Annotated in this window: 23 protein-coding genes; 17 read left to right on the forward strand and 6 right to left on the reverse strand. The window is 73.1% G+C overall.

What is annotated here, in order from left to right; translation table 11 throughout:
* Window positions 1-2: 2 nt before the first annotated feature.
* Both ACN263_RS13970 and ACN263_RS13975 read right to left on the reverse strand, forming a co-directional pair.
* Complete coding sequence (locus tag ACN263_RS13970) at window positions 3-1,229, reverse strand: SLC13 family permease (RefSeq protein WP_422740236.1); 1,227 nt, start codon at window positions 1,227-1,229, stop codon at window positions 3-5.
* A gap of 143 nt (window positions 1,230-1,372) precedes the next feature.
* Window positions 1,373-2,827, reverse strand: a complete 1,455-nt coding sequence (locus ACN263_RS13975) for an LVIVD repeat-containing protein (RefSeq protein WP_422740237.1) — start codon at window positions 2,825-2,827, stop codon at window positions 1,373-1,375.
* Between the two features lie 140 nt (window positions 2,828-2,967).
* Here ACN263_RS13975 and ACN263_RS13980 point away from each other — a divergent pair, with 140 nt between their 5' ends.
* The 4 genes from ACN263_RS13980 to ACN263_RS13995 all read left to right on the forward strand — a co-directional run bounded on the left by ACN263_RS13980 (window position 2,968) and on the right by ACN263_RS13995 (window position 8,183).
* Window positions 2,968-3,660, forward strand: a complete 693-nt coding sequence (locus tag ACN263_RS13980; RefSeq protein WP_422740238.1) for a DUF305 domain-containing protein — start codon at window positions 2,968-2,970, stop codon at window positions 3,658-3,660.
* A 22-nt stretch (window positions 3,661-3,682) separates the two neighbouring features.
* On the forward strand, window positions 3,683-4,888 hold the full coding sequence (locus tag ACN263_RS13985) for a sensor histidine kinase (RefSeq protein WP_422740239.1): 1,206 nt from the start codon (window positions 3,683-3,685) through the stop codon (window positions 4,886-4,888).
* The gene (locus ACN263_RS13990) at window positions 4,885-5,550 is read left to right on the forward strand and encodes a response regulator (protein ID WP_422740240.1); all 666 of its coding nucleotides are present in this window, start codon (window positions 4,885-4,887) and stop codon (window positions 5,548-5,550) included. Before ACN263_RS13985 ends, ACN263_RS13990 begins: the two co-directional genes overlap by 4 nt.
* Before the next feature lie 146 nt (window positions 5,551-5,696).
* Window positions 5,697-8,183 carry an ABC transporter permease gene (locus ACN263_RS13995; RefSeq protein WP_422740241.1) on the forward strand — a complete coding sequence of 829 codons (2,487 nt, stop codon included), beginning with the start codon at window positions 5,697-5,699 and terminating at the stop codon, window positions 8,181-8,183.
* A gap of 92 nt (window positions 8,184-8,275) precedes the next feature.
* Here ACN263_RS13995 and ACN263_RS14000 read toward each other — a convergent pair whose 3' ends face one another.
* Window positions 8,276-9,538: a nucleotide sugar dehydrogenase gene (locus tag ACN263_RS14000; RefSeq protein WP_422740242.1), complete on the reverse strand. Its 1,263-nt coding sequence runs from the start codon at window positions 9,536-9,538 to the stop codon at window positions 8,276-8,278.
* Window positions 9,539-9,642: 104 nt separating this feature from the next.
* The gene (locus tag ACN263_RS14005; protein ID WP_422740243.1) at window positions 9,643-11,016 is read right to left on the reverse strand and encodes a serine/threonine-protein kinase; all 1,374 of its coding nucleotides are present in this window, start codon (window positions 11,014-11,016) and stop codon (window positions 9,643-9,645) included.
* 516 nt (window positions 11,017-11,532) lie between these two features.
* Between ACN263_RS14005 and ACN263_RS14010 the strand changes: the two genes are divergently transcribed.
* From ACN263_RS14010 to ACN263_RS14055, 10 genes are all read left to right on the forward strand, one after another.
* Window positions 11,533-12,234 (forward strand): RNA polymerase sigma factor, encoded by a 702-nt coding sequence (locus ACN263_RS14010; protein WP_422740244.1) that lies wholly within the window; start codon window positions 11,533-11,535, stop codon window positions 12,232-12,234.
* Between the two features lie 16 nt (window positions 12,235-12,250).
* Window positions 12,251-13,060, forward strand: a complete 810-nt coding sequence (locus ACN263_RS14015; protein ID WP_422740245.1) for a hypothetical protein — start codon at window positions 12,251-12,253, stop codon at window positions 13,058-13,060.
* Window positions 13,061-13,240: 180 nt separating this feature from the next.
* The gene (egtA, locus tag ACN263_RS14020) at window positions 13,241-14,476 is read left to right on the forward strand and encodes an ergothioneine biosynthesis glutamate--cysteine ligase EgtA (protein WP_422740246.1); all 1,236 of its coding nucleotides are present in this window, start codon (window positions 13,241-13,243) and stop codon (window positions 14,474-14,476) included.
* A 217-nt stretch (window positions 14,477-14,693) separates the two neighbouring features.
* Window positions 14,694-16,031 carry an ergothioneine biosynthesis protein EgtB gene (gene egtB / locus ACN263_RS14025; protein ID WP_422740247.1) on the forward strand — a complete coding sequence of 446 codons (1,338 nt, stop codon included), beginning with the start codon at window positions 14,694-14,696 and terminating at the stop codon, window positions 16,029-16,031.
* Between the two features lie 28 nt (window positions 16,032-16,059).
* Entirely contained in the window at window positions 16,060-16,806 is a 747-nt protein-coding gene (gene egtC / locus ACN263_RS14030) for an ergothioneine biosynthesis protein EgtC (RefSeq protein ID WP_422740248.1), read from the forward strand.
* A gap of 45 nt (window positions 16,807-16,851) precedes the next feature.
* Entirely contained in the window at window positions 16,852-17,817 is a 966-nt protein-coding gene (gene egtD, locus ACN263_RS14035) for an L-histidine N(alpha)-methyltransferase (RefSeq protein WP_422740249.1), read from the forward strand.
* Between the two features lie 218 nt (window positions 17,818-18,035).
* A complete protein-coding gene (locus tag ACN263_RS14040) occupies window positions 18,036-18,623 on the forward strand; it encodes a TMEM165/GDT1 family protein (protein WP_422740250.1) in 588 nt (195 codons plus the stop codon).
* A 39-nt stretch (window positions 18,624-18,662) separates the two neighbouring features.
* A complete protein-coding gene (locus tag ACN263_RS14045) occupies window positions 18,663-19,025 on the forward strand; it encodes a DUF1622 domain-containing protein (protein ID WP_422740251.1) in 363 nt (120 codons plus the stop codon).
* On the forward strand, window positions 19,022-19,345 hold the full coding sequence (locus tag ACN263_RS14050; RefSeq protein ID WP_422740252.1) for a hypothetical protein: 324 nt from the start codon (window positions 19,022-19,024) through the stop codon (window positions 19,343-19,345). The genes ACN263_RS14045 and ACN263_RS14050 overlap by 4 nt, the downstream gene beginning before the upstream one ends.
* A gap of 4 nt (window positions 19,346-19,349) precedes the next feature.
* A complete protein-coding gene (locus ACN263_RS14055; RefSeq protein WP_422740253.1) occupies window positions 19,350-19,547 on the forward strand; it encodes a hypothetical protein in 198 nt (65 codons plus the stop codon).
* A gap of 26 nt (window positions 19,548-19,573) precedes the next feature.
* Here ACN263_RS14055 and nhaA read toward each other — a convergent pair whose 3' ends face one another.
* Window positions 19,574-20,911 (reverse strand): Na+/H+ antiporter NhaA, encoded by a 1,338-nt coding sequence (gene nhaA, locus ACN263_RS14060; RefSeq protein ID WP_422740254.1) that lies wholly within the window; start codon window positions 20,909-20,911, stop codon window positions 19,574-19,576.
* A gap of 366 nt (window positions 20,912-21,277) precedes the next feature.
* On the opposite strand from nhaA, the gene ACN263_RS14065 reads away from it, so the two are divergent.
* Complete coding sequence (locus ACN263_RS14065) at window positions 21,278-22,720, forward strand: polysaccharide biosynthesis tyrosine autokinase (RefSeq protein ID WP_422740255.1); 1,443 nt, start codon at window positions 21,278-21,280, stop codon at window positions 22,718-22,720.
* On the opposite strand, the gene ACN263_RS14070 is transcribed toward ACN263_RS14065, so the two are convergent.
* Window positions 22,701-23,255: a low molecular weight phosphatase family protein gene (locus ACN263_RS14070; protein ID WP_422740256.1), complete on the reverse strand. Its 555-nt coding sequence runs from the start codon at window positions 23,253-23,255 to the stop codon at window positions 22,701-22,703. The genes ACN263_RS14065 and ACN263_RS14070 overlap by 20 nt on opposite strands.
* A gap of 165 nt (window positions 23,256-23,420) precedes the next feature.
* Here ACN263_RS14070 and ACN263_RS14075 point away from each other — a divergent pair, with 165 nt between their 5' ends.
* A complete protein-coding gene (locus ACN263_RS14075) occupies window positions 23,421-24,668 on the forward strand; it encodes a glycosyltransferase family 4 protein (RefSeq protein ID WP_422740257.1) in 1,248 nt (415 codons plus the stop codon).
* A gap of 99 nt (window positions 24,669-24,767) precedes the next feature.
* Entirely contained in the window at window positions 24,768-26,552 is a 1,785-nt protein-coding gene (locus ACN263_RS14080) for a DUF4012 domain-containing protein (protein ID WP_422740258.1), read from the forward strand.
* Window positions 26,553-26,557: the final 5 nt, after the last annotated feature.

Consider the following 26,557-nt stretch of genomic DNA (forward strand, 5'->3'; position numbering starts at 1 on the left):
CCTCAGCCGACCAGGAGCAGCGCGCCGACCGCCGCGAGCGTGCCGACGACGGCGAGCAGGCTGCTGGTCAGCACGAACCGCTTCACCGGCACCGTCACCCCGGCCGCCCGGCAGCGTTCGAACCACAGCAGGGTGGCCAGCGACGCCCAGGGCGCGGCCAGCGGGCCGACGTTGGTGCCGATCAGCAGGGCCAGCAGGCGGGTGTGGTCGGCGGGCGGCAGCACCGACTCACCGGCCAGGTACGCCGGCAGGTTGTTGACCGCGTTCGCCAGCAGCGCCCCGGTGCCGCCGGCCCGCACCGCGCCGGCCGCCCCGCCGTCGGCGCCCACCAGGCGGGCCACCAGGTCGTCCAGCCCGTGCCGGCCGAGGGTCTGCACCACCAGGAAGAGGCCGACCACGAAGAGCAGCAGCCGTACCGGCACCAGGGCGGGGCGCAGCGTCGCGGGGGAGCGGACCACGAAGCCGACCAGCACCAGCGCGAGGGCGACGCTGGAGGCGAGCCCGATCTCCACCCCGGCGAGGATGCCGGCGACGAACAGCAGGCAACCGGCGAGCGCGGTGCGGTGCAGCACCGGGTCGGCCGGCACGTGCCGGGCCGGTGGGACGAAGCGTCCCCCATCCGGTCGTTCCCGCCGCCACCAGGCGTACCAGAGCAGCGTCATGGTGACCGCCACGGCCGCGAGCTGCGGCAACGCCATCCGCTCGGCGTACGCCAGTGGGGTGAGGCCGACCCGGTCGGCGGCCAGCAGGTTCGTCAGGTTTGACACCGGCAGCAGCAGGCTGGCGGTGTTCGCCAGCCAGACCGTGGTGACCGCGAGCGGCCCGGCCGGGACGCGTAGGCTGCGGGCCAGGGCGAGCAGTACCGGGGTGAGCAGTACGGCGGTGGTGTCGAGGTTGAGCACGAGGGTGGTCACCGTGGCCAGGCCGCCGCAGAGCAGGAACAGCGCCGCCCAGCGGCCCCGGGAGGCGATGGCCAGCCGGCTGGCGAGCACGTCGAAGACGCCCGCGACGGCGGTCAGTTCGGCCAGCACGATCACGGTGCCGAGGAAGAGCAGCAGCGGCAGGATGCGGTGCAGGGTGGCCGTGGTCTCCGCGCCGGGCAGCAGCCCGGTCAGCGCGCAGACCGTGCCGGCCACCGCGAGGACGACGGCCACCACGTCGAGCGGGTGGGGACGCCGGCGCGCGGTCGGTTCGGGCGGGGCCGGCGGCGCGCCGGCGGCAGACTTCACAGCTGACCACGGTGACACAGCGTCCGGTCAGGTGCTCGCCAACTCCGGGTGCGGGTGACCAGGCACACCGCCCGGGCCGGGGGCCGGACGCGGCCGGGCCCGGCCCCCTCGACGGGGGGCCGGGCCCGGGTCGCGCGTCGGTGCTACCAGCTCAGGTAACCGGGCTGGGTCTGCACGTTCAGCTCCTTGAACCGGGTCAGGTTCGCCGACCAGGTCCGCCAGTCGTTCAGCTCCAGGACGTCCAGGCCCTTCTGGATGTCGTTGGAGTAGATGTTGCCGTTGTAGTAGTACGTCGACCAGGCGCCGCCGGTGAGGGCCTGGGTGTCGGACAGCGGGCCCCGCTCCCAGTAGGCGATCTCCTTGGGGTGGCGCGAGTCGGTGAAGTCCCAGACCGAGATGCCGCCCTGGTACCACGCCTGCACCATGATGTCCCGCCCGAGCACCGGGATCAGCGAGCCGTTGTGCGCCACGCAGTTCTCGGTGTCGCCGTTGGTCCGGGGGATCTTGTAGTAGCTGCGGAACTCCAGCTTGCGCGCCGCGCCACGGCCGGTGATGTCGTAGACGGCGTCCGCGCCCCGGTTGGGGCCGACGGTCTCGTTGCAGGTGGCCGCGCCGCCGCCGCCCAGCTCGTCGGTGAAGACGACCTTGGTGCCGGCGTTGTTGAAGGTGGCCGAGTGCCAGAACGCGAAGTTCACCGTGTCCCGGACCTGGGTGATCACCTTGGGCGCTTCGCGGTTCTTGATGTCCAGCAGGATGCCGTCACCCATGCAGGCGCCGGCGGCGATGTCCTTCGCCGGGTACGCGGTGATGTCGTGGCAACCGGTGGTCGCCGAGCCGGTCTCGCTGCCCGGGAAACCACCGTCCGGGAAGAGGTTCGGCGTCGAGATGACAGCCGCCTGGGTCGGCTTCTTCACCGGCACCTTGACGATGGAGATGGAGTCGTGCGGCGGCTGGCAGTCGGGGAACTCGGCCCGCGGGCTGTACGACGAGACGTACAGGTAGACGTTCTTGCGGTCCTTGCCCGGCACCAGCGTGTGGGTGTGCGACCCGCAGGCGGTCTCGACGGACTTGATGTAGCGCGGGTTGGCCTTGTCGCTGATGTCGAAGACCTTGATGCCCTCCCACGACTCCTTCACCGAGGCCGGCTGCGCCACGCTGGCGCACGAGTCGTCGCTGCGGGACGAGTCGGTGGAGAGGAACAGCAGGTTGCCGTAGACGGAGATGTCGTTCTGCGACCCCGGGCAGTTGACCTGCGCGGTGATCGTGGGCGCGCTGGGCCGGGAGATGTCGTAGATGACGAACCCGTTGTAGTTGCCGGCGAAGGCGTACTTGCCCTGGAACGCCATGTCGCTGTTGAGCGCGGCCGTCGTGTCGAACGGCGCCTGCTTGGGGAGGTTGGCGATCTGCCGCAGGTTGGGGCTGCTGCGGATCTCGTCGACGCCCGGGATGTCGCTGGCGGCGGCGGCAGGTGCTGCCGCCGGCGCGGCCTCCTGCGCGCTGCTCGGCGTCGCCAGAGCGACGCTGGTCAGCAGCAGGCCGGTCGCGGCCAGACTGACGATGCGGAGTTGTCGGAGCCGTGCGGTGGCCAACTTGATCATTGGCGGCGCCCTTCGAAAGGGGGGATGACGTTGTCGGTACCTTACCGAGCCTCGGAGATCATCGATGTGAGCTGGGTCACATATGTGTCGAGTCTTCAATGGATAGGATCGCTGCGACCTCGACCTCAGGGGAGTGTGGCATGACTGTCCGACGTGGTCGGTTACTCGCCGTCGTCATAGCGGCGGCCATCGTCGCGGCGCTGGTGGTGCTCGCCATCCGCACCGCCGGTGACCCCGGCCGGCCGGGCGCCGCCCCCGCGTCGGCGTCACCCACGCCGACGACCACGGGTCCACCACCGCCGCCGGTCCTCGTGCCCGGCCGCCCGGGGGAGTCGGTCGTCGCCCGGTCCGCGCACGAGCTGCGCGACGACAGCCCACCCCGCTACAACGCGTTGGACACCATCTACGTCCAGATGATGATCCCGCACCACCAGCAGGCGCTGGAGATGAGCGCCCTCGCGGTGGACCACGCGGCCGATCCCCGCATCCGCGCGTACGCCGACCGGATCCGCGCGGGACAGGGCCCGGAGATCAAGGTCCTGCGCGGCTGGCTCGCCACCCGCGGGCTGCCCGAGACGGCCCCCGGCCACGACCACGCCGGCATGCGCGGCATGCAGTCGCCCGAGGCGATGCGGCGCCTTGACGCCGCCCGGGGCGTCGAGTTCGACCGGCTCTTCATCACGATGATGACCGACCACCACCAGGGCGCCGTGACCATGGCCACCGACCTGCTCTCGGTCGGGGCCGACGCCACCCTCAACGAGTTGGCCACCTCGCTCGCCACCGAGCAGGCCATCGAGATCAACCGGTTGCGCGAGCTGACGCCGCCCTGACCCGCGCCGGCCCGTACGCTGGGTGACCGTGAGACGCACGCTGTTCGGCCGCCCGCTGCGCGGCATCGCCTTCGACGTGGCCGTCTCCGCCCTCGTGGCGTTCGTCGGTCTCGCCTCGGCGGTGTCCCAGCCCGGCGGCTGGGGCGCCACCGGCGTCGGCCTGGGCATGGCGGTGGCGCTGCTGTTCCGCCGCACCCACCCGAGCGCGGTGACCGTCGTGGTGGCGGCGCTCGCCCTGGTGCAGGTGATCGCCCGGTGGGGTCCGCTCGCCTTCGACGTCGCCGTCCTGATCGCGCTCTACAGCGTCGTGAAGTACGGTCGGCGGCTGCGCGACGGCGTGCTGGCCGGCGCGGTCGCCGCCGTGGGCGTGCTGCTCGCCGCCGCGCAGACCCCCGGCGTCGTCATGTGGTGGGTGACCGCGCTCTGGTACGCGCTGGTCACCGGCGCGGTCTGGCTCGTCGCGCTGAACGTGCGGACCCGCCGCCTCTACGTCCTGAGCCTCGAGGAGCGCGCCACCACCCTCGAACGCGAGCGGGAGGCCGAGTCCCGGGCGGCGGTCGCCGAGGAGCGCACCCGGATCGCCCGCGAGCTGCACGACGTGGTGGCGCACAGCATGGCGGTGATGATCGTCCAGGCCGACGGCGCCCGCTTCATGCTCGACCGTGACCCCGAGCAGGCGCGCGCGGCCGTGAAGGTGGTCGCCGACACCGGCCGCTCCGCCTTGGAGGAGATGCGCCGGCTCGTCGGGGTCCTGCGCGACGCCGGCCCCGCCGGGGCGGACGTCGTGGCCGCCGACCCGGAGCACCGCCGGTTGGCCCTGGCCGAGCTGCCCGACCTGTTGGCCCGCTTCCGCGACGCCGGGCTGCACGTCCGAGACGACGTCACCGGCCAGCCACCGGCACTGCCGCCGGGCCTGGAGCTGACCGTCTACCGGGTGGTGCAGGAGGCGCTGACCAACGCGCTCAAGCACGCCGGCGTCGGCGCCACCGTCGAGGTGCGGATGACGTACGCCGCCGACGCCGTCGAGGTCCGGGTCGTCGACGACGGCCGAGGCCGCCCGGTGGTCAGCCCGGCGCCGCCCGGCGGTCACGGTCTGCTCGGCATGCGCGAGCGCGTGACGGTGTACGACGGCAGCCTCACCGCCGGCCCCGAGCCGACCGGGGGCTGGCAGGTGCGGGTACGGCTCCCGCTACCGTCGGAGCCCTCAGCGGAGGTGATCGCGGCATGACGGTCCGGGTGGTGATCGTGGACGACCAGGCGCTGGTGCGCGCCGGGTTCAAGATGGTGCTGGACTCGCAGCCCGACCTGGCGGTGGTCGGGGAGGCCATCGACGGCGCGGACGCCCTGCGCGTGCTGGCCCGCACCGAGGCGGACGTGGTGGTGATGGACATCCGGATGCCGACCATGGACGGCGTGGAGGCCACCCGCCGGATCTGCGCCGACCGGCCGTCCGGCCCGCCCCGGGTGCTGGTGCTGACCACCTTCGACACCGAGGCCGACGCGTTCGCCGCGCTGCGGGCCGGCGCGAGCGGCTTCCTGCTCAAGAACGTCCCGCCGGAGGAACTGCTGGACGCCATCCGGGTGGTCGCGCGGGGCGACTCGGTGGTCGCCCCGTCGATCACGCGACGGCTGCTGGACCGCTTCGCCGGCCAGCTCGGCGTCGCCCCGACCGCCGACCCCCGGCTGGCCCAGCTCACCGAGCGGGAGCGGGAGGTTCTGCTGCTGGTCGCCCAGGGCCTGTCCAACGCCGAGATCGCCACCAAGGCGCACGTCGCCGAGGCGACGGTGAAGACCCACGTCGGGCGGATCCTGGCGAAGCTGCAGCTGCGCGACCGGGTGCAGGCGGTCGTGCTGGCGTACGAGAGCGGCCTGGTCACCCCCGGGCGCTGACCCGCCGTACGACCCGAGTCGTACGGCCGGTGTGCCCGTGCGCCACCTGCGGCGTACGGGGATCGAGCGCGCAGGTGGAGATCGATCCGCCCGGACCGGCCATAGCGTCGAGGGGTCCGATCCGCGCCGGCACCGGGAGCCCGCACATGATCCGCCTGACCCTGCGTACGCTGCGCGCCGAGGCGTTGCGCATGCTGCTGTCCGCGCTCGCCGTGGTGCTCGGTGTCGCCTTCGTCGCCGGCACGCTCATCGTCGTGGACGGGATGCGCGCGGGCGCGTACCAGCGGGCCGGCGCGTTCGACCGGCACACCGACCTCGGCGTCTACCCGGACGGGACCAAGCCGCTTCCGGCGAGGCTCGTCGACGAGGTCCGGAGGGTCGACGGGGTGGCCGCCGCGGCCGGTGAGCTGCTCGGCGCCGGCGGACTCCTCGGCGCCGACGGCCGGCCGGTGCTCGGGTATGCCGTGCTCGCTGCCATCCCCACCGAACCGGCCCTGCGCTCGTACGACGTGGTCGCCGGTCGCCTGCCCGAACACGCGGGCGAGGTCGTGCTCGACGCGCCGACCGTGGCGCAGGAGGGCTTCGCGCTCGGCGCTCCGGTACGCGTCGGCGGGACCGACGGGCCGGCCCGCCCGTACACCCTGGTCGGCACGGTCGACGTGGCGGGCAGCGTCCGCGACGTCGGCGGTCCGTTCATCGGTCTGGTCGGCGCGGACGCGCTCGCGCTCACCGGCGGGCGTGGCTATGACCGGATCATGGTGGCGGTCCGCCCGGGTACCGCCCAGGCGGCGCTGGCCGACCGGCTGCGTGCCACCGTCGGGAGCGCCGACGTCGAGATCAAGGGCCGCCAGCAGATCCTCGACGAGGCCGTCGAGGACGCCGTGCGCAACCTGAACCAGTTCCTGATGCTGCTGCTCATCTTCGTCGGGGTCGCCGTGGTGGTGGCCGGCTTCGTGATCGCCAACACCTTCGCGATCGTGCTGGCGCAGCGCACCCGGCGGACCGCGCTGCTGCGCCTGGTGGGCGCGACCCGGGGACAGGTCTTCCGGGCCGCGCTGCTGGAGTCGGCAGTGGTCGGTTCCGTCGCGTCCGCGCTCGGGGTGCTGCTCGGGGTGGCCCTCGCCGCCGGTATGCGGTTTCTGATGTCCCGACTGGACGTGCCGCTCGCCGGCGGGATGACCATCACCGGCTCGACCGTGCTGACCAGCCTGCTGCTCGGCACCGGGCTCACCGTGGCCGCCGCGTTGCTGCCGGCCTGGCGGGGCACCCGGGTCGCCCCGGTGGCCGCGCTGACCGACGCGGCCGTGCAGCCGGCCCGGGGCGCGGGACGTACCCGGCTGGTCCTCGGCGCGGTGGTGCTGGGCGCGGGAGTCGCGGCGCTGACCGGCGCGGCCAGCGCCGCGCAGGTGCTCCTCGTGGCCGTGGGCGGTGTGCTGGCCTTCTTCGGCATCGTGCTGTTCGGCCCGGTGCTCGTTCCGGCGCTGGTCCGGCTGATCGGCTGGCCGGCCCGCCGGGTGTTCGGGATGACCGTCGGCCTGGCCGTGGCGAACGCGGTCCGCAATCCGCGTCGGATCGCCGCGACGGCGACCGCCCTGGTCATCGGGATCGGGTTGGTGTCGGCGTTCGTGGTGGGCGCGCGCAGCACCAAGGACGGCATCGAACGCAGCGTCGACGCCGAGATCGGAACGGACTTCGTGGTCAGCGGCATCGGCCAGGACCTGCCGGCCGCGCTCACCGGTGAGCTGGCCGCCCTCCCCGAGTTGGGCGTGGTGCACGAGCAGCGCAGCGTCGTCACCGACGACATCGAGGTCCGGGCCGCCCACCCGGCGCTGGTCGGCCGCACGCTCTCCGGCGTGCTGGCCGGCGACATCGACCGACTCGGGCCGGGGCAGGTGCTGGTGCACCAGGAGCTGGCGCGGGCGCGCGGCTGGCAGGTCGGCTCCGCCGTCACCATCGAGGGGCGGGCGTTCCGGGTGGCCGCGGTGGTCGCCGACGACACGCCGGCCATGGTCGGCAGCACGGCGGCCGAGGGACACGTCGTCGAGCTGGACGACCGGGACTTCGCCGTGCTCTTCCCCCGCCAACGGGGCTTCCTGGCCGAGATCGACCCGGCCGGCGGCGTGAGCGCCGCGCAGGCCCGCGCCGCCATCGAGACCGTGCTCGCCCGCTACCCGACGGCGAACCTCATGGACCAGGGCGCGTACAAGAAGATGCTCACCGGCACGGTGGACATGCTGTTGGCGTCCGTCACCGCGCTGCTCGGCCTGGCCGTCGTGATCGCCCTCGTCGGCGTGGCCAACACGCTGAGCCTGTCGGTCGTCGAGCGCACCCGGGAGAACGGGGTCCTGCGGGCGGTCGGGCTGACCCGCAACCGGATGCGGGCCATGCTCGCGGTCGAGGCGATCCTGATGACGCTCGTCGGCGCGGTCCTCGGCATCGGGCTGGGCACCGGCGTCAGCGCCGCGGGCATGGCGCTGCTGGCCCGCCTCGGCGGGGACTTCCACGTCGTGCTGCCCTTCGGCCAGCTCGGGCTGATCCTCGGCGTGGCCGTGCTGGCCGCCCTGCTCGCCTCGGTGCTACCGGCCCGCCGGGCCCTGTCGCGGCCCGTCGTCGAGGCGCTCGCCGACCAGTGACCGGCCGTCCACGCGTGGCGACATCCGCCGGCCGGTCCCGCCGTCTTCCCCGGCGGCGGGACCGGCCAGCGGTGCCGGGTCCGGGGTACGCGCTACAGGCGCTCGACCATCTCGCCGACGCACCGGTTGCGGGTGTCGAAGACGTACCGGGCGTGCCGGGCCACCAGGTCGTAGTCGAAGCAGTCGTGGTCGGTGACCACCACGACCGCGTCCGCGGCCCGCACCTCCCGCTCGGTGAGGTCGACGACGGCGACCCCGGCGGGGATCTGGTGGGCCTCCGCGTACGGCTCGACCGCGTGCACCTCGGCGCCGAGCGCCTGCAGACGGCGGGCCACGTCGACGGCGGGGGAGTCCCGCATGTCGCCGGTGTTCCGCTTGTACGCGAGTCCGAGCAGCAGCAGCCGGGCGCCGCTCACCGCCCGACCGGAGCGGTTCAGCCCTGCCATGATCCGCTGCGCGACGTGCTCGGGCATCTCGTGGTTGATGTCGTTGGCCAGTTCGATGAACCGGAACTGCCGGCCGAGGCGTCGCTTGACCTGCCAGGACAGGTAGCAGGGGTCGATCGGCAGGCAGTGTCCGCCGACGCCCGGGCCGGGCCGGAACGGCAGAAACCCGAAGGGCTTGGTCTCGGCGGCGTCGATCGCCTGCCAGACGTCGATGTCGAGGTGGTGCGAGAGCATCGTCAGCTCGTTGATCAGCGCGATGTTGACCTGGCGGAACGTGTTCTCGATCAGCTTGGTCAGCTCGGCCACCCGGGTGGAGTCGACGGCGACGGTGCGCTCCACGAGCCGTTGATAGAAGCCCTGCACCCGGTCCAGCGACGCCGCGTCGATCCCGGAGACCACCTTCGGGGTGTTCTCCAGCCGCCACGTCGGGTTGCCCGGGTCGATCCGCTCCGGGCTGTAGCCGAGGTGGAAGTCGCCGGGGCTGGTCAGCCCGCTGGCCGACTCCAACAGCGGCCGGAGCAGCTCCTCCGTGGTGCCGGGGTAGGTGGTCGACTCCAGGATGACCGTGCAGCCCGGCCGCACGTACGGGCCGATACCGATGCCGGCCTGCTCGACGAAGCTCAGGTCCGGGGTGCCGTCGCGCAGCGGGGTGGGCACGGTGATGACGCACACGTCGAAACCCGCGGCGTCGGTGTACTCGGTGCTGGGGCGGTACCGGCCACCGGCCAGGGCACGGCCCAGCCGGTCGGTGGGGATGTCCTCGACGAACGACTCACCCGAGGCGAGCCGCTTCACCCGGTCGGCGTCGACGTCCAGGCCGACGACGTCCAGGCCCGCCTCGACGGCACGCATGGCCAGCGGCAGTCCGACGTACCCCTGGCCGATCACGACCAGCTTCTCAGCACTCACCCGGGCTCCCGCGGCAGACGGTGGAAATGACCTGCGGAGAGCCTAGAGCGGTTTTCGGCGACGTAAGTCCGTTTTGGGGATATCGGTGCTGGTGGTGCGCCTGGTCAGTTGACCACCGGGTTGTCCGGGTCGGTCGGCGCCCCGGTGGTCGGGGGCGGGTCGCTCGGCGGCGGGTTGCTCGGCGACGACGACGTCTTCGGTGGGTCGCTGGGCGGCGGCGCGGTGGTCGCGCTCGGCGTCGGCGGCGGCGGGGTGGACGACTGGCTGGGCTGCACGCTCGGCGTGGCGCTGACCGACGCGGACATCGTGGTGTCCGGAACGGTCGGCCGGTTCGGCCGGCCCGGATCGTTGGTGATCTGCTCGTTCGCCGCCGGCAATTCCTCCTGCTGCGTCGGCCCCTGCGTCGGCGCGGTCGTCGGCAGCTTGACGGCCGGATCGGTGCCGGTGTTGCGGGCCGCGCCCAGGGCCGCGCCCAGGCCGACCAGGGCGACCAGCATGGCCACCGCCGCACCGACCAGCGGCCCACGGCGTCGCGGACGTCCCGGGTCGGCTGCGCCGGCCACCGCCGCGCCGACCGGAACGTCGGTGCGGGTGCCCGGACCGGCGTCGCGCAGCGGCACCGCCGAGGCCAGCGCCGTCGGCGGCTCGCCGCCGGTCACCGCGGTGCGGGCCGCCTCGGCCATCGCCGAGCCGCTCGTGAAGCGATCCGCCGGATCCTTCGCCAGGGCCCGCGACACCAGGGCGCGGACCGCCTCCGGGATGTCGTGCGGCAGCTCCGGGGGCTCGTCGTCGAGGTGCCGGACGGCGACCTGGAGCGGATTGTCACCGGTGAACGGCGGACCGCCGGTGAGGCAGCAGTACGCGACCGCGCCCAGCGCGTAGATGTCGGTGGCGCCGCTGACCGGCCGACCGGCGGCCTGCTCGGGCGCCATGTAGAGGGCGGTGCCGGGCACCGCGTTGGTGCTGGTGATGCTGGTCACGTTGGTGGAGCGGGCGACGCCGAAGTCGACCAGGACGACCGTGCCATCCTCCTGCACCAGCAGGTTGCTGGGCTTGACGTCGCGGTGCACGATGCCGCCCCGGTGCGCCGCGCCCAGCGCGTGCCCCGCCTGGGCCACGATCGACATGGTTTCGGCCACGTCGAGGCGACCGGCGGCCTCGATCCGCTTGGACAGCGGTTCGCCCTCGACGAACTCCATGACCAGGTAGTCGGCGCGGCCGCCGTCGGGCAGGTCGTCCTCGCCGCAGTCGTACACCTGCACGATGCCGGGGTGCCGCAGGGCCGCCATGATCCGCGCCTCGGCCCGGAAGCGGGCGATGAAGTCGGGGTCGGAGACCAGTGCCGGCAGCAGGACCTTGACCGCGACCTGTCGGCCGAGGACCAGGTCGGAGGCGCGCCAGACGTCGCCCATGCCGCCTGTGGCGACACGTTCGTCCAGGCGGTACCGACCGCTGAGCACGACCTCCGATGACAACACAGCAATACCGTACCCAGAGTGGCGACCAACGGCTCGCCGCGGTGGACCCGCCGCACGGCGGTACCGGTCGGTCCGCCGGGGCGAGTTCCGGGTGGCGGGTCGGTGTGTGACGCCGCGATGACACCACGTCACAAAAACTGACACATCCCGACGTACGCCTGGCGGACCGTCACCGAGGATGGTCACCTGAGCCGGGGAGCGTCCCGGGGGCGTCGTCCGTTACCGCGGCACGCCGGTCGGACGGCTTGATAATTGTCACTCTTCCGTAATGCGATCCCAACTTGTCGCGTCGAGGGTCCCCTCCTACCGTTAGCCCGGCTCGGGCCGCCCTGCCGGCAGCGCGTCACGAGCCATCGCCGGGTGTGGATACCCTGGCCGGCGCCCGGAGGCGGGCACGAATCGGATTCGGCGGGGGGCGGTGCGGGTGCGGGAGCTGACGGGGCCGACGGTTCGCGACGCGCGCCCGACGACAGCGGGTGTCGTCCCGGACCGCGCCGGGTGGCCGCTGAGCCGCCGATGACGGGCGAACTGTCCGAAGCGGTCGTCGCCGCGCAGGCCGGGGACGAGGACGCCTTCCGGTTCCTGTACCGCAGCCTCCAGCCGGGCCTGCTGCGCTACCTGACCGCCCTGGTCGGCGCGGACGCCGAGGACGTCGCCTCGGAGACCTGGTTACAGATCTCCCGCGACCTGCCCACCTTCACCGGCGGCGAGTTCCGGGCCTGGACGGTCACCATCGCCCGTAACCGGGCGATGGATCACCTGCGCCGGTTGCGGCGACGACCGTCGCTGCCGGTACCGGTGCAGGCGCTCACCGAGTTGGCCGGCGACGGCGACACCGCCGAGCGGGCCGACGAGACGATCAGCACCGAGGCGGCGCTGGCGTTGATCGCCACGCTGCCGCCGCGCGAGGCCGAGGCCGTGCTGTTGCGGGCCGTGATCGGGCTGGACGCGGAGTCCGCCGGTCGGGTGCTCGGCCGCCGGGCCGGCGCCGTCCGGACCGCCGCCCACCGCGGTCTGCGACGACTCGCCACCCTGCTGGACCGGCCGGCCGCACCGACGTCGCCGGTCGACGCCGACGCGGACACGGCCGGCCTGCGACACACGCTGTCCGGGCTGGACGCGCAGCGCCCGCCGGCCGGCGGCGAGGTGGTCCCGACACCGCGTCGGCGGATCGGGCGTTCCCGGCGGACCTCACCTGCCGAGCAGGCGGACGGCTGACGTGAAGGGATTCCGGATGAACCCGTACCGGCCGGACCGGCATGCCGGCCGCGCCGAGACCGAACGGCTGCTCGACGCCGCCCGCGTCGACGATGCGGCCACCCCGGACGCGACCAGCGCCGATCCGGTTGCGTCCGTAGTGCCAGAGGTGTCCGGGACCGACCCGCTGGCCCGGCTGCTCTCCGCTGCCGCCGGTCCGACCCGGCCGGGGGAGTTGGCGGGCGAGGAGGCCGCGCTGGCCGCATTCCGGGCCGCCCGGTCCGCTCCGGCGTCCGCCGTGGCCCGCCGGCCGCGCCGGCACCGGCTTACCACCGGAGCGCTGGCGTGGATCGGCGCGGTGGCCGCCACGGCCACCGCGGGGGTGGCGTTCGCCGCGGCCGGTCTGGAGCAGGCACCCGACCCGCCGCCCGCGCCCAGCGTCGCGCCACCGCACACCACCGGTTCGTCAGCGACCGCCTCGACCGCGCCGAGCGTCCCGACTTCGCCCGGCCGCCCCTCGGTGTCCGTCTCGCCGTCGAGCACAGCGCCGTCCAACGGTCAGCTGCACGGTTTGTGCCGCGCGTGGCGGGCCAAGAAGCCCGAGCAGCGGGAGAAGGCGCTGCGGACGCCGGCCTTCGAACGGTTGGTGGCGGCCGCCGGTGGGGCCGCCGGTGTCGAGGAGTACTGCCAGCGACTGGTGCCCGAGACGAAAACGGCCACCCCGCCGTCGACGGCACCCTCCGCGCCGGCGCGACCGACGCCACCCGCAGACCCGTCCCCACCGTCGACACCACCAGGTCAGGCGAAGGTCAAGCCCTCGCACCCGGCCGGACCGGCCGGCGACTGAGCGTGCGGCCGGCGCGGTTCGTTCTGCCCTGCACCGGGAGACGCTTCTGTTAGACAGGGGTTGGCGGTCCCGTCGACGCTCCGAAAGGGGAGTGTCGGTGGTCCGGTCTACGGTGGCACCCGTGTTCCGGAGTTGGGGCACGGGGCACGCGGTCGTCGCACGACGAGGGAGGCTGCACCGATGGTGACGTCGCCGGAGCTGCACCAGAGCGAGATCCTGCGCGAGTCCGCCGCCGCGAACCGACACCTCGCGCGCATCTGTTTCAAGACCGGCCCTCCGACGTACACCGGCGTCGAACTGGAATGGACCGTGCACGACGCCGCCGACCCCGCCCGAGGAGTCGACCCGGCGCGGCTACGGGCGGCGCTGGGGCGGCACAGCCCCGTCACGCTGGATCCGGCGAGCCCCGCCGAGCCGCTGCGACACGGCGGCACGGTGACCCTCGAACCGGGCGGCCAGCTGGAGATCTCCACCCCGCCGCGTACCTCGACCGGCGCGTTGATCCAGGCCACCGAGGCCGACATCGCCCAGGTCACCGGTTTGCTGGCCGCCGCCGGGCTGACCCTCGGGCGCAGCGGCATCGACCCGTACCGGCGGCCCCGCCCGATGGTGGACACTCCCCGCTACCGCGCCATGCGCCGGGTGTTCGACCGGCGTGGCCCGGCCGGCCGGACGATGATGTACAGCACCGCCGGCCTTCAGGTGTGCCTCGACGTCGGCGAGCCCGAGCAGGTCGCGCCGCGCTGGGCGGCGGCGCACGCCGTCGGCCCACCGCTGCTCGCGGCGTTCGCCTCGGCCGGCCGGCACGCCGGGCGACGCACCGGTTGGGCGTCCGCCCGGATGGCCGCCTGGCTGGCCATCGACCCGGCGCGTACCCGCCCGGTGTGGGTGCCCGACGACCCCGACGACGATCCGACGGCGGCCTGGGTGCGCTACGTGCTCGCCGCGCCGCTGCTCTGCCTGCGCCGGTCCGGCGAGGACTGGTCCCCGCCACCGGGTGTCACCTTCGCCGACTGGCTGGACGGCGCGCTGCCCCGCCCGCCCACCACCGACGACCTCGACTACCACGTCAGCACCCTCTTCCCGCCGGTGCGCCCGCGCGGCTACCTCGAACTGCGGTATCTGGACGCCCAGCCGGACCGGGACTGGCGGTTGCCGCTGGCGGTGCTGAGCGCGCTGTTCAGCGACCCGGGCACCGTACGCGCGGCGTACGCGATCGCCGCCCCGGTGGCGCACCGCTGGTCGGTCGCCGCGCGTCGCGGCCTCGCCGACCCGGCGCTGGCCGCCGCGGCGGCCGCGCTGCTCGACCTGGCGCTGGCCGCCCTGCCCCGCCTGGGGCTGCCGGCCGGCGTCGACGACGACATCCACGAGGGGGTACGGCGGCGACTGGCCGCCATCCGCACGGCCGACCGGTGAGCGGCGAGAGCGAGCCTCGAAACGAAAGGGTGCAACGGTGAGCGCGAGGAGTGAGCCGGGTTTGCGAGCCCCGCAGTCGCGAACGGAGGGAACGGCGGTGAGCGCGAGGAGTGAGCCGGGTTTGCGAGCCCCGCAGTCGCGAACGAGAGGTGTAACGGTGAGCGCGAGGAGTGAGCCGGGTTTGCGAGCCCCGCAGTCGCGAACGAAAGGTGTAACGGTGAGCGCGAGTAGGACGGACCATGCCGAGGGTGAGCTGTTGCGGGGGCGGATCGCGGCGGAGTTGGCGCGGGCCCGCTCCCGTACGGCCCTGCTGACCGAGGTGGTCGACGATGCCGACCTGATGCGGCAGCACTCTCCGCTGATGTCGCCGTTGGTCTGGGATCTGGCGCACGTCGGCAACCAGGAGGAGCTGTGGCTGGTGCGCGACGTCGGCGGCCGTGAGCCGGTGCGCTGTGACATCGACGACCTGTACGACGCGTTCAAGCAGCCCCGCCGGGACCGTCCCCGGTTGCCCCTGTTGCCGCCGGCGGAGGCCCGCGCCTACGTCAGCACGGTCCGCGACAAGGTGTACGACCTGCTCGACGCGGTGCGCTTCACCGACCGGCCGTTGGTGGCCGACGGGTTCGCCTTCGGCATGATCGTGCAGCACGAGCAGCAGCACGACGAGACGATGCTCGCGACCCATCAGCTGCGCGCGGGCGACGCGGTCCTGCACGCCCCGCCACCACCCGAGCCGACCGTCCGGGTCGGCGGGGAGGTGCTGGTGCCGGCCGGGGAGTTCACCATGGGCACCGACACCGATCCCTGGGCCCTGGACAACGAACGCCCCGCGCACCAGGTGCACCTGCCCGCATACGTCATCGACGCCGCACCGGTCACCAACGGCGCGTACGAGGCGTTCATCGCCGACGGCGGCTATTCCGACCGGCGCTGGTGGAGCGCGCAGGGCTGGGAGCACCGGGTGCGCGAGCAGCTCGTCGCGCCGCTGCACTGGCGTCGTGACGGCGACGGCTGGGCGTACCGGCGTTTCGGCCGCTGGGACCCGGTACGCCCCGACGAGCCGGTGGTGCACGTGTGTTTCCACGAGGCGCAGGCGTACGCGACGTGGGCCGGCAAGCGTCTGCCGACCGAGGCGGAGTGGGAGAAGGCCGCGCGGTGGGACCCGGCGACCGGGCGGTCCCGCCGTTACCCGTGGGGCGACGACGACCCGACCGAGGCGCACGCCAACCTCGACCAACGTCACCTGCGACCGGCGCCGGTGGGCGCCTACCCGGCCGGTGCCTCGCCGCTGGGCGTGCACCAGCTCATCGGGGACGTCTGGGAGTGGACGTCGACGACGTTCACCGGCCATCCCGGCTTCACCGCGTTCCCGTACCGCGAGTACTCCGAGGTGTTCTTCGGCGACGACCACCGGGTGCTGCGCGGCGGCTCGTTCGGCACCGACCGGTCGGCGTGCCGGGGGACGTTCCGTAACTGGGACTATCCGATCCGGCGGCAGATCTTCAGTGGCTTCCGATGTGCCCGCGACGCCGGCCCCGACGAGTCGCCGCGGTGAGGTACCCGGTGCCGGGAAAGGTGCGCTGATGTGCCGTCACCTGGTCTACCTCGGCCCGCCGGTCACGTTGGCCGAGTTGCTGTTCGAGCCGGCGTACGCGCTGGTCCGCCAGTCGTGGGCACCGCGGGACATGCGCGGCGGCGGCACGATCAACGCCGACGGGTTCGGCGTCGGCTGGTATCCGGATGACGGCCCTCCGGTGCGGTACCGGCGTGCCCAGCCGATCTGGAGCGACCCGACCATCGCCGAGCTGGCGGCGGTGACCCGTACCGGTGCGGTGTTGGCCGCGGTCCGTTCGGCGACGGTGGGGATGGCGGTGCTCGACGGCGCGGCCGCGCCGTTCGCGGAGGGCCGGTGGTTGTTCAGCCACAACGGGGTGATCCGGGGCTGGCCCGACTCTATGGTGCCGCTCGCTGCCGGCCTGCCGGTGCGTGACCTGCTGACCCTGGACGCGGCCACCGACTCGGCGTTGCTGTGGGCGCTGGTCCGGCATCGGCTGCGCGCGGGGGACGACCCGGCCGAGGCGATCGGCCGGACGGTGGTCGAGGTGGCCGCCGCCGCCCCGGGTTCGCGGCTGAATCTGCTGCTCACCGACGGGCGGTGGGCGGTGGCCACCGCGGTCGGTCACGCCCTGTCGGTACGCGCGAGCACGGACTCGGTGGTGCTGGCGTCCGAACCGCACGACGACGACGCCGGGTGGCGGCCGGTGCCGCAGCAGCGCCTGGTCACCGCCACGGCGGGCGAGGTGCGGGTGCAGGAACTGCCGGCCGGGTGAGCCGGGCTACGCGGGGTGTCCGACGATCAGGAGAGGAGCGGGGAGATGAGCGCGGAACCGTTGGAGATCTACCTGGAGCCGCAGGACCTGGAGCGTGGTCTGCGGGCGGACGTCCGGGCGGGATTGACCGCCGAGGCGAAGTGGCTGCCGCCGAAGTGGTTCTACGACTCGCGGGGCAGCGAGCTGTTCGAGGAGATCACCCGGCTGCCCGAGTACTACCCGACCCGGGCCGAGCGGGCGGTGCTCGCCTCGCACGCCGACGACGTGGCGGCGCTGACCGGCGCGAAGACCCTGATAGAGCTGGGCTCCGGTTCGTCGGAGAAGACCCGGTTGCTGCTGGACGCGTTCACCCGCCGGGGCGGGCTGGGCACGTTCGTCCCGCTCGACGTCTCGGTCAGTGCCCTGCTCGGGTCCACCGCGCAGATCGCCGCCGACTACCCGGGGTTGCGGGTCCGGGGGATCGTGGGTGACTTCACCCGCCAACTCGACCGGCTACCGACCGGTGGGCGACGGCTGGTGGTGTTCCTCGGCGGCACGATCGGCAACCTGCTGCCGGCCGAGCGGGCCGAGTTCCTGACCGCGATGCGGGCGGCGCTGGAGGTCGGTGACTGGCTCCTGCTCGGCACCGATCTGGTGAAGGATCCGTCGGTGATCGTGCCCGCGTACGACGACGCGGCGGGGGTCACGGCCGAGTTCAACCGCAACGTGCTGCACGTGATCAACCGGGAGTTGGGGGCCGACTTCGACCCGGAGGCGTTCGCGCACGTCGCCCGGTGGGACCCGGAGCGGGAGTGGATCGAGATGCGGTTGCGGGCGACGCGGCCGATGCGGGTCCGCGTGCTGGACCTCTCGGTGTCGTTCGACGCGGGGGAGGACCTGCGGACGGAGGTGTCGGCGAAGTTCCGCCCGCAGGGGGTGGCCGCCGAGCTGGGCGCGGCGGGTTTCACGGCGGCGCACTTCTGGACCGACCCGCGTGGGCTCTTCGGGGTGACGCTGGCGCGGGCGAGGTGAGCCTGTTCACCCGCGCCGTCCGGCCCGCTCGCTGATCGGTTAGGCTGGTCGCGCGAAGGGGAGTAGCCCCCAATGTCGTGGTCGACATACTGGTGCGTTCCGCATCCGGCCACGCGGCCCCGGTCCTCCCGGGGCGGGCGAGACCTTCGACTCAGGCTGTCGCAGCCGGGTCGAGGGCGCCCCCGTACCTCCTCCCGGCGTGAAACGGGAAGGTTGTCATGGAGGGATTCCTCGCCGCGCTGGTCATCAGCTTCGGTGTCATCTTCGTCGCCGAGCTGGGGGACAAGTCCCAGTTGATGGCGCTGACGTTCGCCACGCGGTTCAAGCCGATTCCGGTGCTGATCGGCATCACCGTCGCCACGGCGGTGGTGCACCTGGCGTCGGTCGCCATCGGCTCGGGCCTCGGCGCTGTGCTGCCCACCGACTGGATCTCGCTGGTGGCCGGCGTGGCGTTCCTCGGCTTCGGCGCGTGGACCCTGCGCGGTGACAAGCTCACCGAGGAGGAGAAGCGCAAGGCCGAGAAGACCAGCAAGACCGCGATCGTGGCGGTCTCGGTGGCGTTCTTCCTGGCCGAGCTGGGCGACAAGACGATGCTCGCGACGATCACCCTGGCCACCAAGTACGGCTGGTTCGGCACCTGGCTCGGCTCCACGGTGGGCATGGTCGCGGCGGACGCGCTGGCCATCCTGGTCGGCCGGATGCTCGGCCGCCGGCTGCCGGAGAAGACCATCAGGTACGGCGCCGCGGTGCTCTTCGCCATCAGTGGCCTCTGGCTGATCCTGGAGGCCGTCAACGAGCTGACCTGAGCGCGGCCTAACCACCCCGGTGCCGGGTAACGCCTGCGGGTGGAGCCGGCGGAGCTGCTGCGGCACGGTGACGAGGTGCTGGTCGCCGTGGTGGAGGTGGCCGGCGCTCTGGTGATCGTCGTGGGTGCGCTCTGGGCGGCGGTGCGGTTCGTGGTCGACGGGCTGCGGCACCGCACCGCCGCCGTCTTCACCCCGATCCGTCTGTCGCTGGGCCGGTTCCTGACGCTCGGTCTGGAGTTCCAGCTCGCGGCCGACGTGTTGCGGACCGCGGTGTCACCGTCGTTCACCCAGATCGGCCAGCTGGCGGCGATCGCCACGATCCGGACGGCGCTGAACTACTTCCTGGGTCGGGAGATCCGGCAGGAGCAACGGCAGGTCGCCGAGGGGCGGCAGCAGACGTGATCACCGGACTGGTCGAGGTGGTGACCGCGCTGGCCCTGGTCGTCGGGGTCGTCACGGCGCTGTGTACGGGCGACGTGCGGGTCGCCGTACGCGTGCTGTTGGACCTGCTCACGGCGGCCGGCCTGCTTCGCCTGGCCGGGGATCCGGCGTGGGGTGGCCTGGCCTCCACCGCCGCGATCGTCGCGCTGCGGCAACTGCTCGCGGCGGCGCTGAGTCTCCCGCCGCCGTGGTCGCGGCGACAATCCGGGCCGCGCTGCGGGGACGACGATCACCGCTTACCGTGGGCGGTACCAGCGAAACAGGGAAAAGCGGGAGGATAACCACATGAGCCGGCATGACGAACCGAACGAGTACGGGTACGCCGGCGGCGCCACCGCTCCCGAGCCGCAGCCCGGCGGCAAGCCCGACGAGCAGGACCTCGCGGAGGAGGTGGCGGTGCCCGCCGACGACCTGACCGCGCCCACCGCCGACGCCCTCGCGGACGAGACCGAGGAGCGGGCGCCGCACGACCGCAGCCGCTGACCACGGCGCCCAGCGGCCCGGCCCGGTCAGTTGCGTCCGGGCCGCTGGTAGACGTCGGGCACCCCGTCACCGTCGGCGTCGAGGCGTTCCTTCTCGGCCACCCGCCGGTACGCGGCGTTGCGGCGGGCGAGCACGGCGGCGGCGAGCGCCGCGGAGATCACCGACCCGGTGAGGACCGCCGCCTTGACCCGCTCGTCGGCCGTACTGCCCGCGCCGAACGCCAGGTCGCCGATGAGCAGGGAGACGGTGAACCCGACCCCGGCCAGCAGGGCGATGCCGAACAGGTCGGACCAGGTGATGTCCTCGTCGAGTTCGGCGCGGGTGAACCGGGCCAGCAGGTAGGTCGAGCCGAAGATGCCGATGCTCTTGCCGAGCACCAGACCGGCCACCACGGCGAGCACCAGCGGGTCGGTCAACAGGGCCCCGAGATCGGTGCCGCGGAGCGTCACACCGGCCGCGAAGAGGGCGAAGACCGGCACGGCGAAGCCGGCCGACACGGGTCGCCACCGGTGTTCCAGGTGGGCGGCGAGCCCACCCGCGTCCGCGCTGCCCGAATCCGTCCGGTCGGTGCCGCCACGAGCGCGGGCCAGCACCGGCACCGTGAAGCCGAGCAGCACGCCGGCGACCGTGGCGTGCACACCCGAGGCGTGCACCAGCGCCCAGGTGGCGGCCGCGAGCGGGACGAGGGCCCACCGCCAGGTCCGGCCCCGACGTACGAGCCAGGCGAAGAGCCCGATCGGGGCGAGCGCGGCCAGCAGCGGCAGCGGGTGGAAGTCGGCGGTGTAGAAGACCGCGATGATGGTGATCGCGAACAGGTCGTCGACCACGGCCAGGGTGAGCAGGAAGGCGCGCAGGCCCTGTGGCAGGTGTGAGCTGACCACCGCGAGGACGGCCAGCGCGAAGGCGATGTCGGTGGCGGTCGGGATGGCCCAGCCCCGTAGTCCCTCTCCGCCCGTGCTGAGGAGCACGGCCACGTAGATCAACGCCGGCATGGCCATTCCACCGAGGGCGGCCACCACCGGCAGCGCCGCGCGTCGCGGGTCACGAAGGTCACCGGCGACGAACTCACGCTTGAGTTCCAGGCCCACCACGAAGAAGAAGATGGCGAGCAGGCCGTCGGCGGCCCAGGTGGCGAGGCTCAGATCGAGGTGCCAGCGCTCGCCGCCGGGCCAGGGCACCCATCCGCCGAGCCGGACGTACGCCTCACTCCACGGCGAGTTCGCCCAGATCAGCGCGACGACGGCGCCGAGCAGCAGCAGCGCGCCGCCGACCGTTTCGGTGCGCAGCACGTCGGCCAGGTATCGGGCCTCGGGCCAGGACGACCGCGAGAAGAGTCGGTCGCGGTGGGGGGTGTGGCCGGTCATGAAGGGGCTCACCTCGGGTGTCGGGACGGCAGGGATCCAATCGCCGACCAGACTTCCCGGCACACCGCTGTCGACCCTATCCGGTCGGCGGCGCCGTGATCATGCGGTGCGCGACGCGGCGATCGAGATCGGCATCCAAATCGGTTGCCGACTTTTCCGGGTACCGCCGCTGCCGAATGGCCCTTTGTCGGGTTGGTCATGCCGGGGGCGGGCTTACGGACGCCGAAAACACATAACTCCGGACATAAGCCCTATGAAGGGCTTTAATGGTTTCACGAGTTGACAGACGACCTTGGGGGTTTTCGTGAAGTTCTTTGGCGTAACCGGACCCGCCCGGAGGCAAGCCTGATGGACCTGCTCCGCCAAATGCGCCATGTGCGTCGGCACTGGTGGGTCGTACTGGTCACGATCATGGTGGCCCTGGGCGCCTCGGCGTTCCTGACCGTACGGGCCCAGCCCCGGTACGTCGCCTCGGTGACCTTCTTCGTCACCACCCCCAACCAGGGCGTCACCGACGCCTACCAGGGTGGGCTATTCCTTCAGCAGCGCGTCAAGTCGTACGCCGACCTGCTCAGCAGCGACCGTCTGGCGCAGAGCGTCGCGGCCGAGACGCCGGTCGGACTCACCGCGGACGAGGTGCAGCGCCGGGTGACCACCTCCACCGAGGCGGGCACGGTCCTGCTGCGCGCCTCGGTCACCGACACGGACCAGGCCCGGGCACTGCGGGTGAGCGAGACCCTCGCCGCGAAGTTCGTCGACCTTGTGCAGAAGGTCGAGACACCCCCCGAGGGCAAGGCGCCCATCAAGATCGAGGTGGTCAGCGGTCCGCGGGTCAGCGCGAGCCCGGTCTCACCGAAGCCGCTGCGTAACCTCGTGCTCGGCGGTCTGCTCGGGCTCGCGCTCGGTGTCGGGCTGGCGATCCTGCGCGGTGTCGCCGATGTCCGGCTGCGCGACGCCGCCGGCCTGCAACGCGCCACCGGCAGCCCGCTGCTCGGCGAGATCCCGTTCGAGGGCGCCGCCCGCACGTCCCCGCTGATCGTCGGGGACGCCGCGACGTCGGCCCGCGCGGAGGCGGTCCGCAAGTTGCGCACCAACCTGCGCTTCGTGGACGTGCACGAGCCGGCCCGGGTCATCGCCGTGACCAGCGCCCTGCAGGGCGAGGGCAAGACGACGATGTCGTGCAACCTGGCCATCGCGCTGGCCGAGGCGGGCTGGCGGGTGCTGCTGGTCGACGCCGACCTGCGCCGGCCGAAGGTCGACGAGTACCTGGGTCTGGACGCCGGGGTCGGCCTCACCGACGTGCTGGTCGGTGACGTCCAGGTCGGTGACGTGGTGCAGCGCTGGGGCGACAAGTCCCTGCTGGTGCTGCCCAGCGGTTCCGCGCCGCCCAACCCGAGCGAGCTGCTCGGCTCCAAGGCGATGGCGGACCTGCTGCTCGCGCTGCGGGAGTCCGCGGACATCGTGATCATCGACACCGCGCCGTTGCTCGCGGTGACCGACGGCGTCGTGGTGGCCGTCCAGGCCGACGGCGCGCTGCTGGTGAGCCAGCAGGGCCGTACGTCGCGGACCCAGGTGGCCGCGGCGGCCCGTTCGCTGCACTCGGTCTCGGTGCGGCTGCTCGGCTGCGTACTCAACATGGCGAAGGTCGCCAAGGCCGAGGCGTACCAGTACGAGGCCTACCGGGTGGTCGCCTCGACCGCCACGCCGTCGGTTCCGACCGACCGGGCCACCACCGCCCGACACAGCGAGGGCGCCGGGGTCAACGGCGTCGGCGACCGTACCCAGGAACTCACCCGGCTGCCCCGATGAGCGCGGCGAGGGGTCGTAGCGAGCGTTCGATCTCCTCAGCGCAGCGGCGGAAGTCGGCGACCGTACCGCCGATCGGGTCCCGCAGGTCGTCCGCGTCCGGGGCGGCGGGTTGCAGCCGCCCCCGGGCGCTGGCGGCGGCGGCGATGGCCGCCCCCAGCGGATCGTCGGCCGTGCCGACCGGCGGCTCGGCCGCCGCCGCCAGCCGGCCGAACTGGCGCAGGGTGAACGTCCGGTGCAGCGCGCCGGGCGCGAGCGAGGTGCACACCGACCGCTGCCGCCGCGTCGCGGTCAGCACCAGCGTCGCGTCGGCCAGCTGCTCGGCCCGCAGCGTGCGGCTCGCGAACGCCGCCGGGTCGCCACCTTGCTCGGCGACGACCTGCGCCGCGTACGGGTGCATGGCCAACCCGTCCATCGCGTCGGTGCCGGCGCTGGACACCAGCACCGCCCGGTCGGCCAGCAGCCGGCGGGCCAGGTACTCGGCCATCGGCGAGCGGCAGAGGTTGGCGTGGCAGACGAACAGCAGGCGGTCGGCCATCGGGAGCCCTCTCGTGGATGCGGACGCGGGTCGCCACACCGTGCGGGTGGTGCGTCGACGCCGCTCGGCGCGCGGGGCGGGGTTGCCAGCATCGTACGCGGGCCGACCCGCCGGACGCGGTGCCGCGCCGGTCGAGCCCGGTCCGCGCCCACCGGCGGTGCCCCGGTGAAGATCGGCATCCTGTCGTACCACTTCCCGCCCGAGCCGGCGTTCATCCCCGGCAGCCTCGCCGAGGAGTTGGCCGCGCGGGGGCACGAGGTCCGTGTGCTCACCGGATTCCCCGACTACCCGGGCGGCCACGTCTATCCCGGGTGGCGGCAGCGGTGGCACCACGAGACGCACAGCGACCGGCTGTCGGTCCGGCGGGTGCCGCGCGTCTCCGGCGGGGCCACCTCCACCGCGGCGCGGATGGCCAGCTATCTGTCGTTCGCCGGGAGCGCCTCGCTGGCGGCACGTCGGTTCCTGGGTGACGTGGACGCGCTCTACGTCTTCCAGTTGCCGGCCACCACGTTCGCCACCGCCGCCGTCCTGCGGCTCCTCGCGAAGGTGCCGGCCGTGCTGCACGTACAGGACGTCTGGGCCCGCGACGGCGACGAGGCGGCTGCCGGCGGCCGCTGGTTGGCCCGGATGGACGCCGCGATGACCCGCATCTACCGGTCGGCCGCGCGGGTCGCCGTGGCCGCGCCCTCGATGCGCGACCTGGTGGTCGCGGCCGGCGCCGACCCCGGCCGGGTCGATCTGGTCCTGAACTGGACCGACGAGCGCATCTTCTACCCGGCGACGCCCGGCGCGGCGGCCCGGCAACTGGTCCGCAGGGATCGCCGGTGCGTGGTCATGCACGCCGGAACCATCGGACCCCGCCAGGGCCTGGAGACGGCGGTACGCGCCGCAGCGGCGCTGGACCGGACGATGGACCTGGTCCTGGTCGGCTCGGGCGCGGACGAGCGGCGGGTCCGGGGCCTCGCCGCCGACCTCAAGGCGGAGAACGTCCGCTTCCTGGAACGGCGGTCACCCGTCGACATGCCCGAGCTGTACGCCGCCGCCGACTACCAGTTGATCATGCTGCGCGACCTGCCCGAGCTTCGTGGCATGGTGCCGGGCAAGCTCCAGGCCGCGCTCTCGTGCGCCGCGCCGGTGGTCGCGTCGGCCGGCGGGGACACCGTCGAGCTGGTCGAACGCGCCCGAGCCGGACTGTCCTGCCCACCCGAGGACTGGGCCGCGTTGGCCGACCGGTTCTGGCTGGCGGCCACCATCCCACCGCCCGCGCGCACCGAGATGGGTCGCCGGGGACGGCAGACGTACCTGCGGGAGATGTCGCTGCCAGGCGGCGTGGACCGGATCGAACGGCTGCTGCACGAGGCTGCGGGCCGCGTGCCGCAGCGGATGACGGAGCCGCGAGCGAAACTCGCGTAAGGGACGCAAATTGCCATAACGGTACGAGAGTCCTCGTAACGTGCTAAGAACGTCAGGGAATCCGACCGACTGTCCGATTCCGGCAAACAGGAGTGTGGTGTGACGGAGAGCGAACGGCCACGTCGCCGGCGAAGCCGGTCCCGGCGTCGCCGGCGCGCACGACTGCGGCGGGCCCTGCTCGGGGCCCTGGTGGTCGGGTCGCTGGTACTTGCCGCCGGCGGGTGGATCGGCTTTCGCGGGTGGCAGGCGCGCGCCCACCTGGTCAACGCCGCCGGCCTGGCCCGGGAGCTGAGCGCCCAGGTCGTCGGTGGAGACACCGATCGTGCCCTGCGGACCCTCTCCGCCCTGCAGGAGCAGTCCGGTGCCGCCCGGTCCGCCACCTCCGACCCGAGCTGGAAGCTGGGTCGGCACACGCCGGTGGCCGGTGACGACCTCGACGCGGTCCGGCTGATCGCCGTCGCCATCGACGACCTGGCCCGGCAGGCGTTTCCCAGCCTGCTGCGCACGGATCTGACCAGCTTGGTGCCGGCCAGCGGTCGGCTGGACCTGGCCCGGCTCACCTCGGTCTCGGCGGAGCTGGCCCGGGTCAACGACTCGGTGCAGGGCACCCGCCGAAACCTGGCCACCGTGCCGGCCGACAAGCTGGTCAGCCAGGTCCGTCAGGCGCTCACCGACCTCCGTGGTGAGATCGACCGGCTGGCCAGCCTCACCGCCGCGGCCGACCAGGGCGCCCGGCTGCTACCGCCGCTGCTCGGCGCCAGTGGCCCCCGGCGTTACCTGCTCGTCTCGCAGAACCTGGCCGAGCTGCGTGCCACCGGCGGCATGTTCGGCGCGTACGCGACGATCGAGGCCGAGAACGGGCGGGTCCGGATGGGCCGGCAGGGCAGCAGCGCGTCCCTCGGTCGGTTCAGCCCGGCGCTGAAGCTGCCCGCCGAGACGCGGGCGGTATGGACGGACCTGCCGGGCATCTATCCGGCCGACGTGAACCTGACCCCGCATTTCCCGACCGCCGCCGCCCTGTACCGGGAGATGTACCGGCGCAAGACCGGGACCACCGTCGATGGTGTGCTCGCCGTCGACCCGGTGGTGCTCTCCTACCTGCTCAAGGCGACCGGCCCGGTGCTGGTACCCGGCGGGGTTCCCCTGGCCAGCGAGAAGGTCGTGCAGACCCTGCTCAACGAGTCCTACCAACGGCTGGACGTGGCGCAGCAGGACGCCTACTTCGCATCCTCGGCGGCCGCGGTGTTTGACGCCTTTTTCAAGAAGAATGTCAACCCAAGGGTGTTGTTGTCCGCATTCGACCGTGCTATCACGGAACGCCGGATATTGTTCTGGAGTGCCCACCCGGAAGAACAGCGGACGTTCGGCGACAGCCGGATGGCCGGGACGCTCCCGGAACAGGACACCGTGCCGACGGTCGGCGTGTTCCTCAACGACGGCAGCGGCGCGAAGCTCGGCTACTACCTGCGGCCGACGGCGAACCTCACGGTCGGCGCATGCCGGCCCGACGGCCGCCGCGAGCTCCGGCTGCGGGTCACCCTGCGCTCGACGGCGCCGAAGTCAGGGCTCAGCGAGTCGATCCTTGGCCTCGGTCTGGCTGGCGATCCGTACACCGTCCGCACGCTGGTGTCGATCTACAGCCCGGCCGGCGGCTCCGTGCTCGACGCCCGGCTGGACGGGGCCGAGACGGCACTGGGCAGCGGCACCGAACGCCGCCGCCAGGTGGCGACGGCCAACGTCGACATCGGCCCCGGCGCCGAGCGGGCGCTGGAGGTCACCGTCCTGACGGCCAAGACCGGCGTCGGGCAGGCCGAGCTGTGGCTGACCCCCACCGCCAGCCCTTGGACCACCCAAGTTCATTCCGCACCAAGCTGTGACCAGTAGGAGGG

The organism is Micromonospora sp. WMMD729 (genome assembly GCF_049315225.1).
In the GTDB taxonomy this organism is placed as follows: Bacteria; Actinomycetota; Actinomycetes; order Mycobacteriales; family Micromonosporaceae; genus Micromonospora.

Coding starts and splice junctions, on each gene's coding strand:
- ACN263_RS13975 (WP_422740237.1), bottom strand. CDS start 2,827: ATGATCAAGTTGGCCACCGCACGGCTCCGACAACTCCGCATCGTCAGT.
- ACN263_RS13980 (WP_422740238.1), top strand. CDS start 2,968: ATGACTGTCCGACGTGGTCGGTTACTCGCCGTCGTCATAGCGGCGGCC.
- ACN263_RS13990 (WP_422740240.1), top strand. CDS start 4,885: ATGACGGTCCGGGTGGTGATCGTGGACGACCAGGCGCTGGTGCGCGCC.
- ACN263_RS13995 (WP_422740241.1), top strand. CDS start 5,697: ATGATCCGCCTGACCCTGCGTACGCTGCGCGCCGAGGCGTTGCGCATG.
- ACN263_RS14010 (WP_422740244.1), top strand. CDS start 11,533: ATGACGGGCGAACTGTCCGAAGCGGTCGTCGCCGCGCAGGCCGGGGAC.
- ACN263_RS14015 (WP_422740245.1), top strand. CDS start 12,251: ATGAACCCGTACCGGCCGGACCGGCATGCCGGCCGCGCCGAGACCGAA.
- egtA (WP_422740246.1), top strand. CDS start 13,241: ATGGTGACGTCGCCGGAGCTGCACCAGAGCGAGATCCTGCGCGAGTCC.
- egtC (WP_422740248.1), top strand. CDS start 16,060: ATGTGCCGTCACCTGGTCTACCTCGGCCCGCCGGTCACGTTGGCCGAG.
- egtD (WP_422740249.1), top strand. CDS start 16,852: ATGAGCGCGGAACCGTTGGAGATCTACCTGGAGCCGCAGGACCTGGAG.
- ACN263_RS14040 (WP_422740250.1), top strand. CDS start 18,036: ATGGAGGGATTCCTCGCCGCGCTGGTCATCAGCTTCGGTGTCATCTTC.
- ACN263_RS14055 (WP_422740253.1), top strand. CDS start 19,350: ATGAGCCGGCATGACGAACCGAACGAGTACGGGTACGCCGGCGGCGCC.
- nhaA (WP_422740254.1), bottom strand. CDS start 20,911: ATGACCGGCCACACCCCCCACCGCGACCGACTCTTCTCGCGGTCGTCC.
- ACN263_RS14065 (WP_422740255.1), top strand. CDS start 21,278: ATGCGCCATGTGCGTCGGCACTGGTGGGTCGTACTGGTCACGATCATG.
- ACN263_RS14070 (WP_422740256.1), bottom strand. CDS start 23,255: ATGGCCGACCGCCTGCTGTTCGTCTGCCACGCCAACCTCTGCCGCTCG.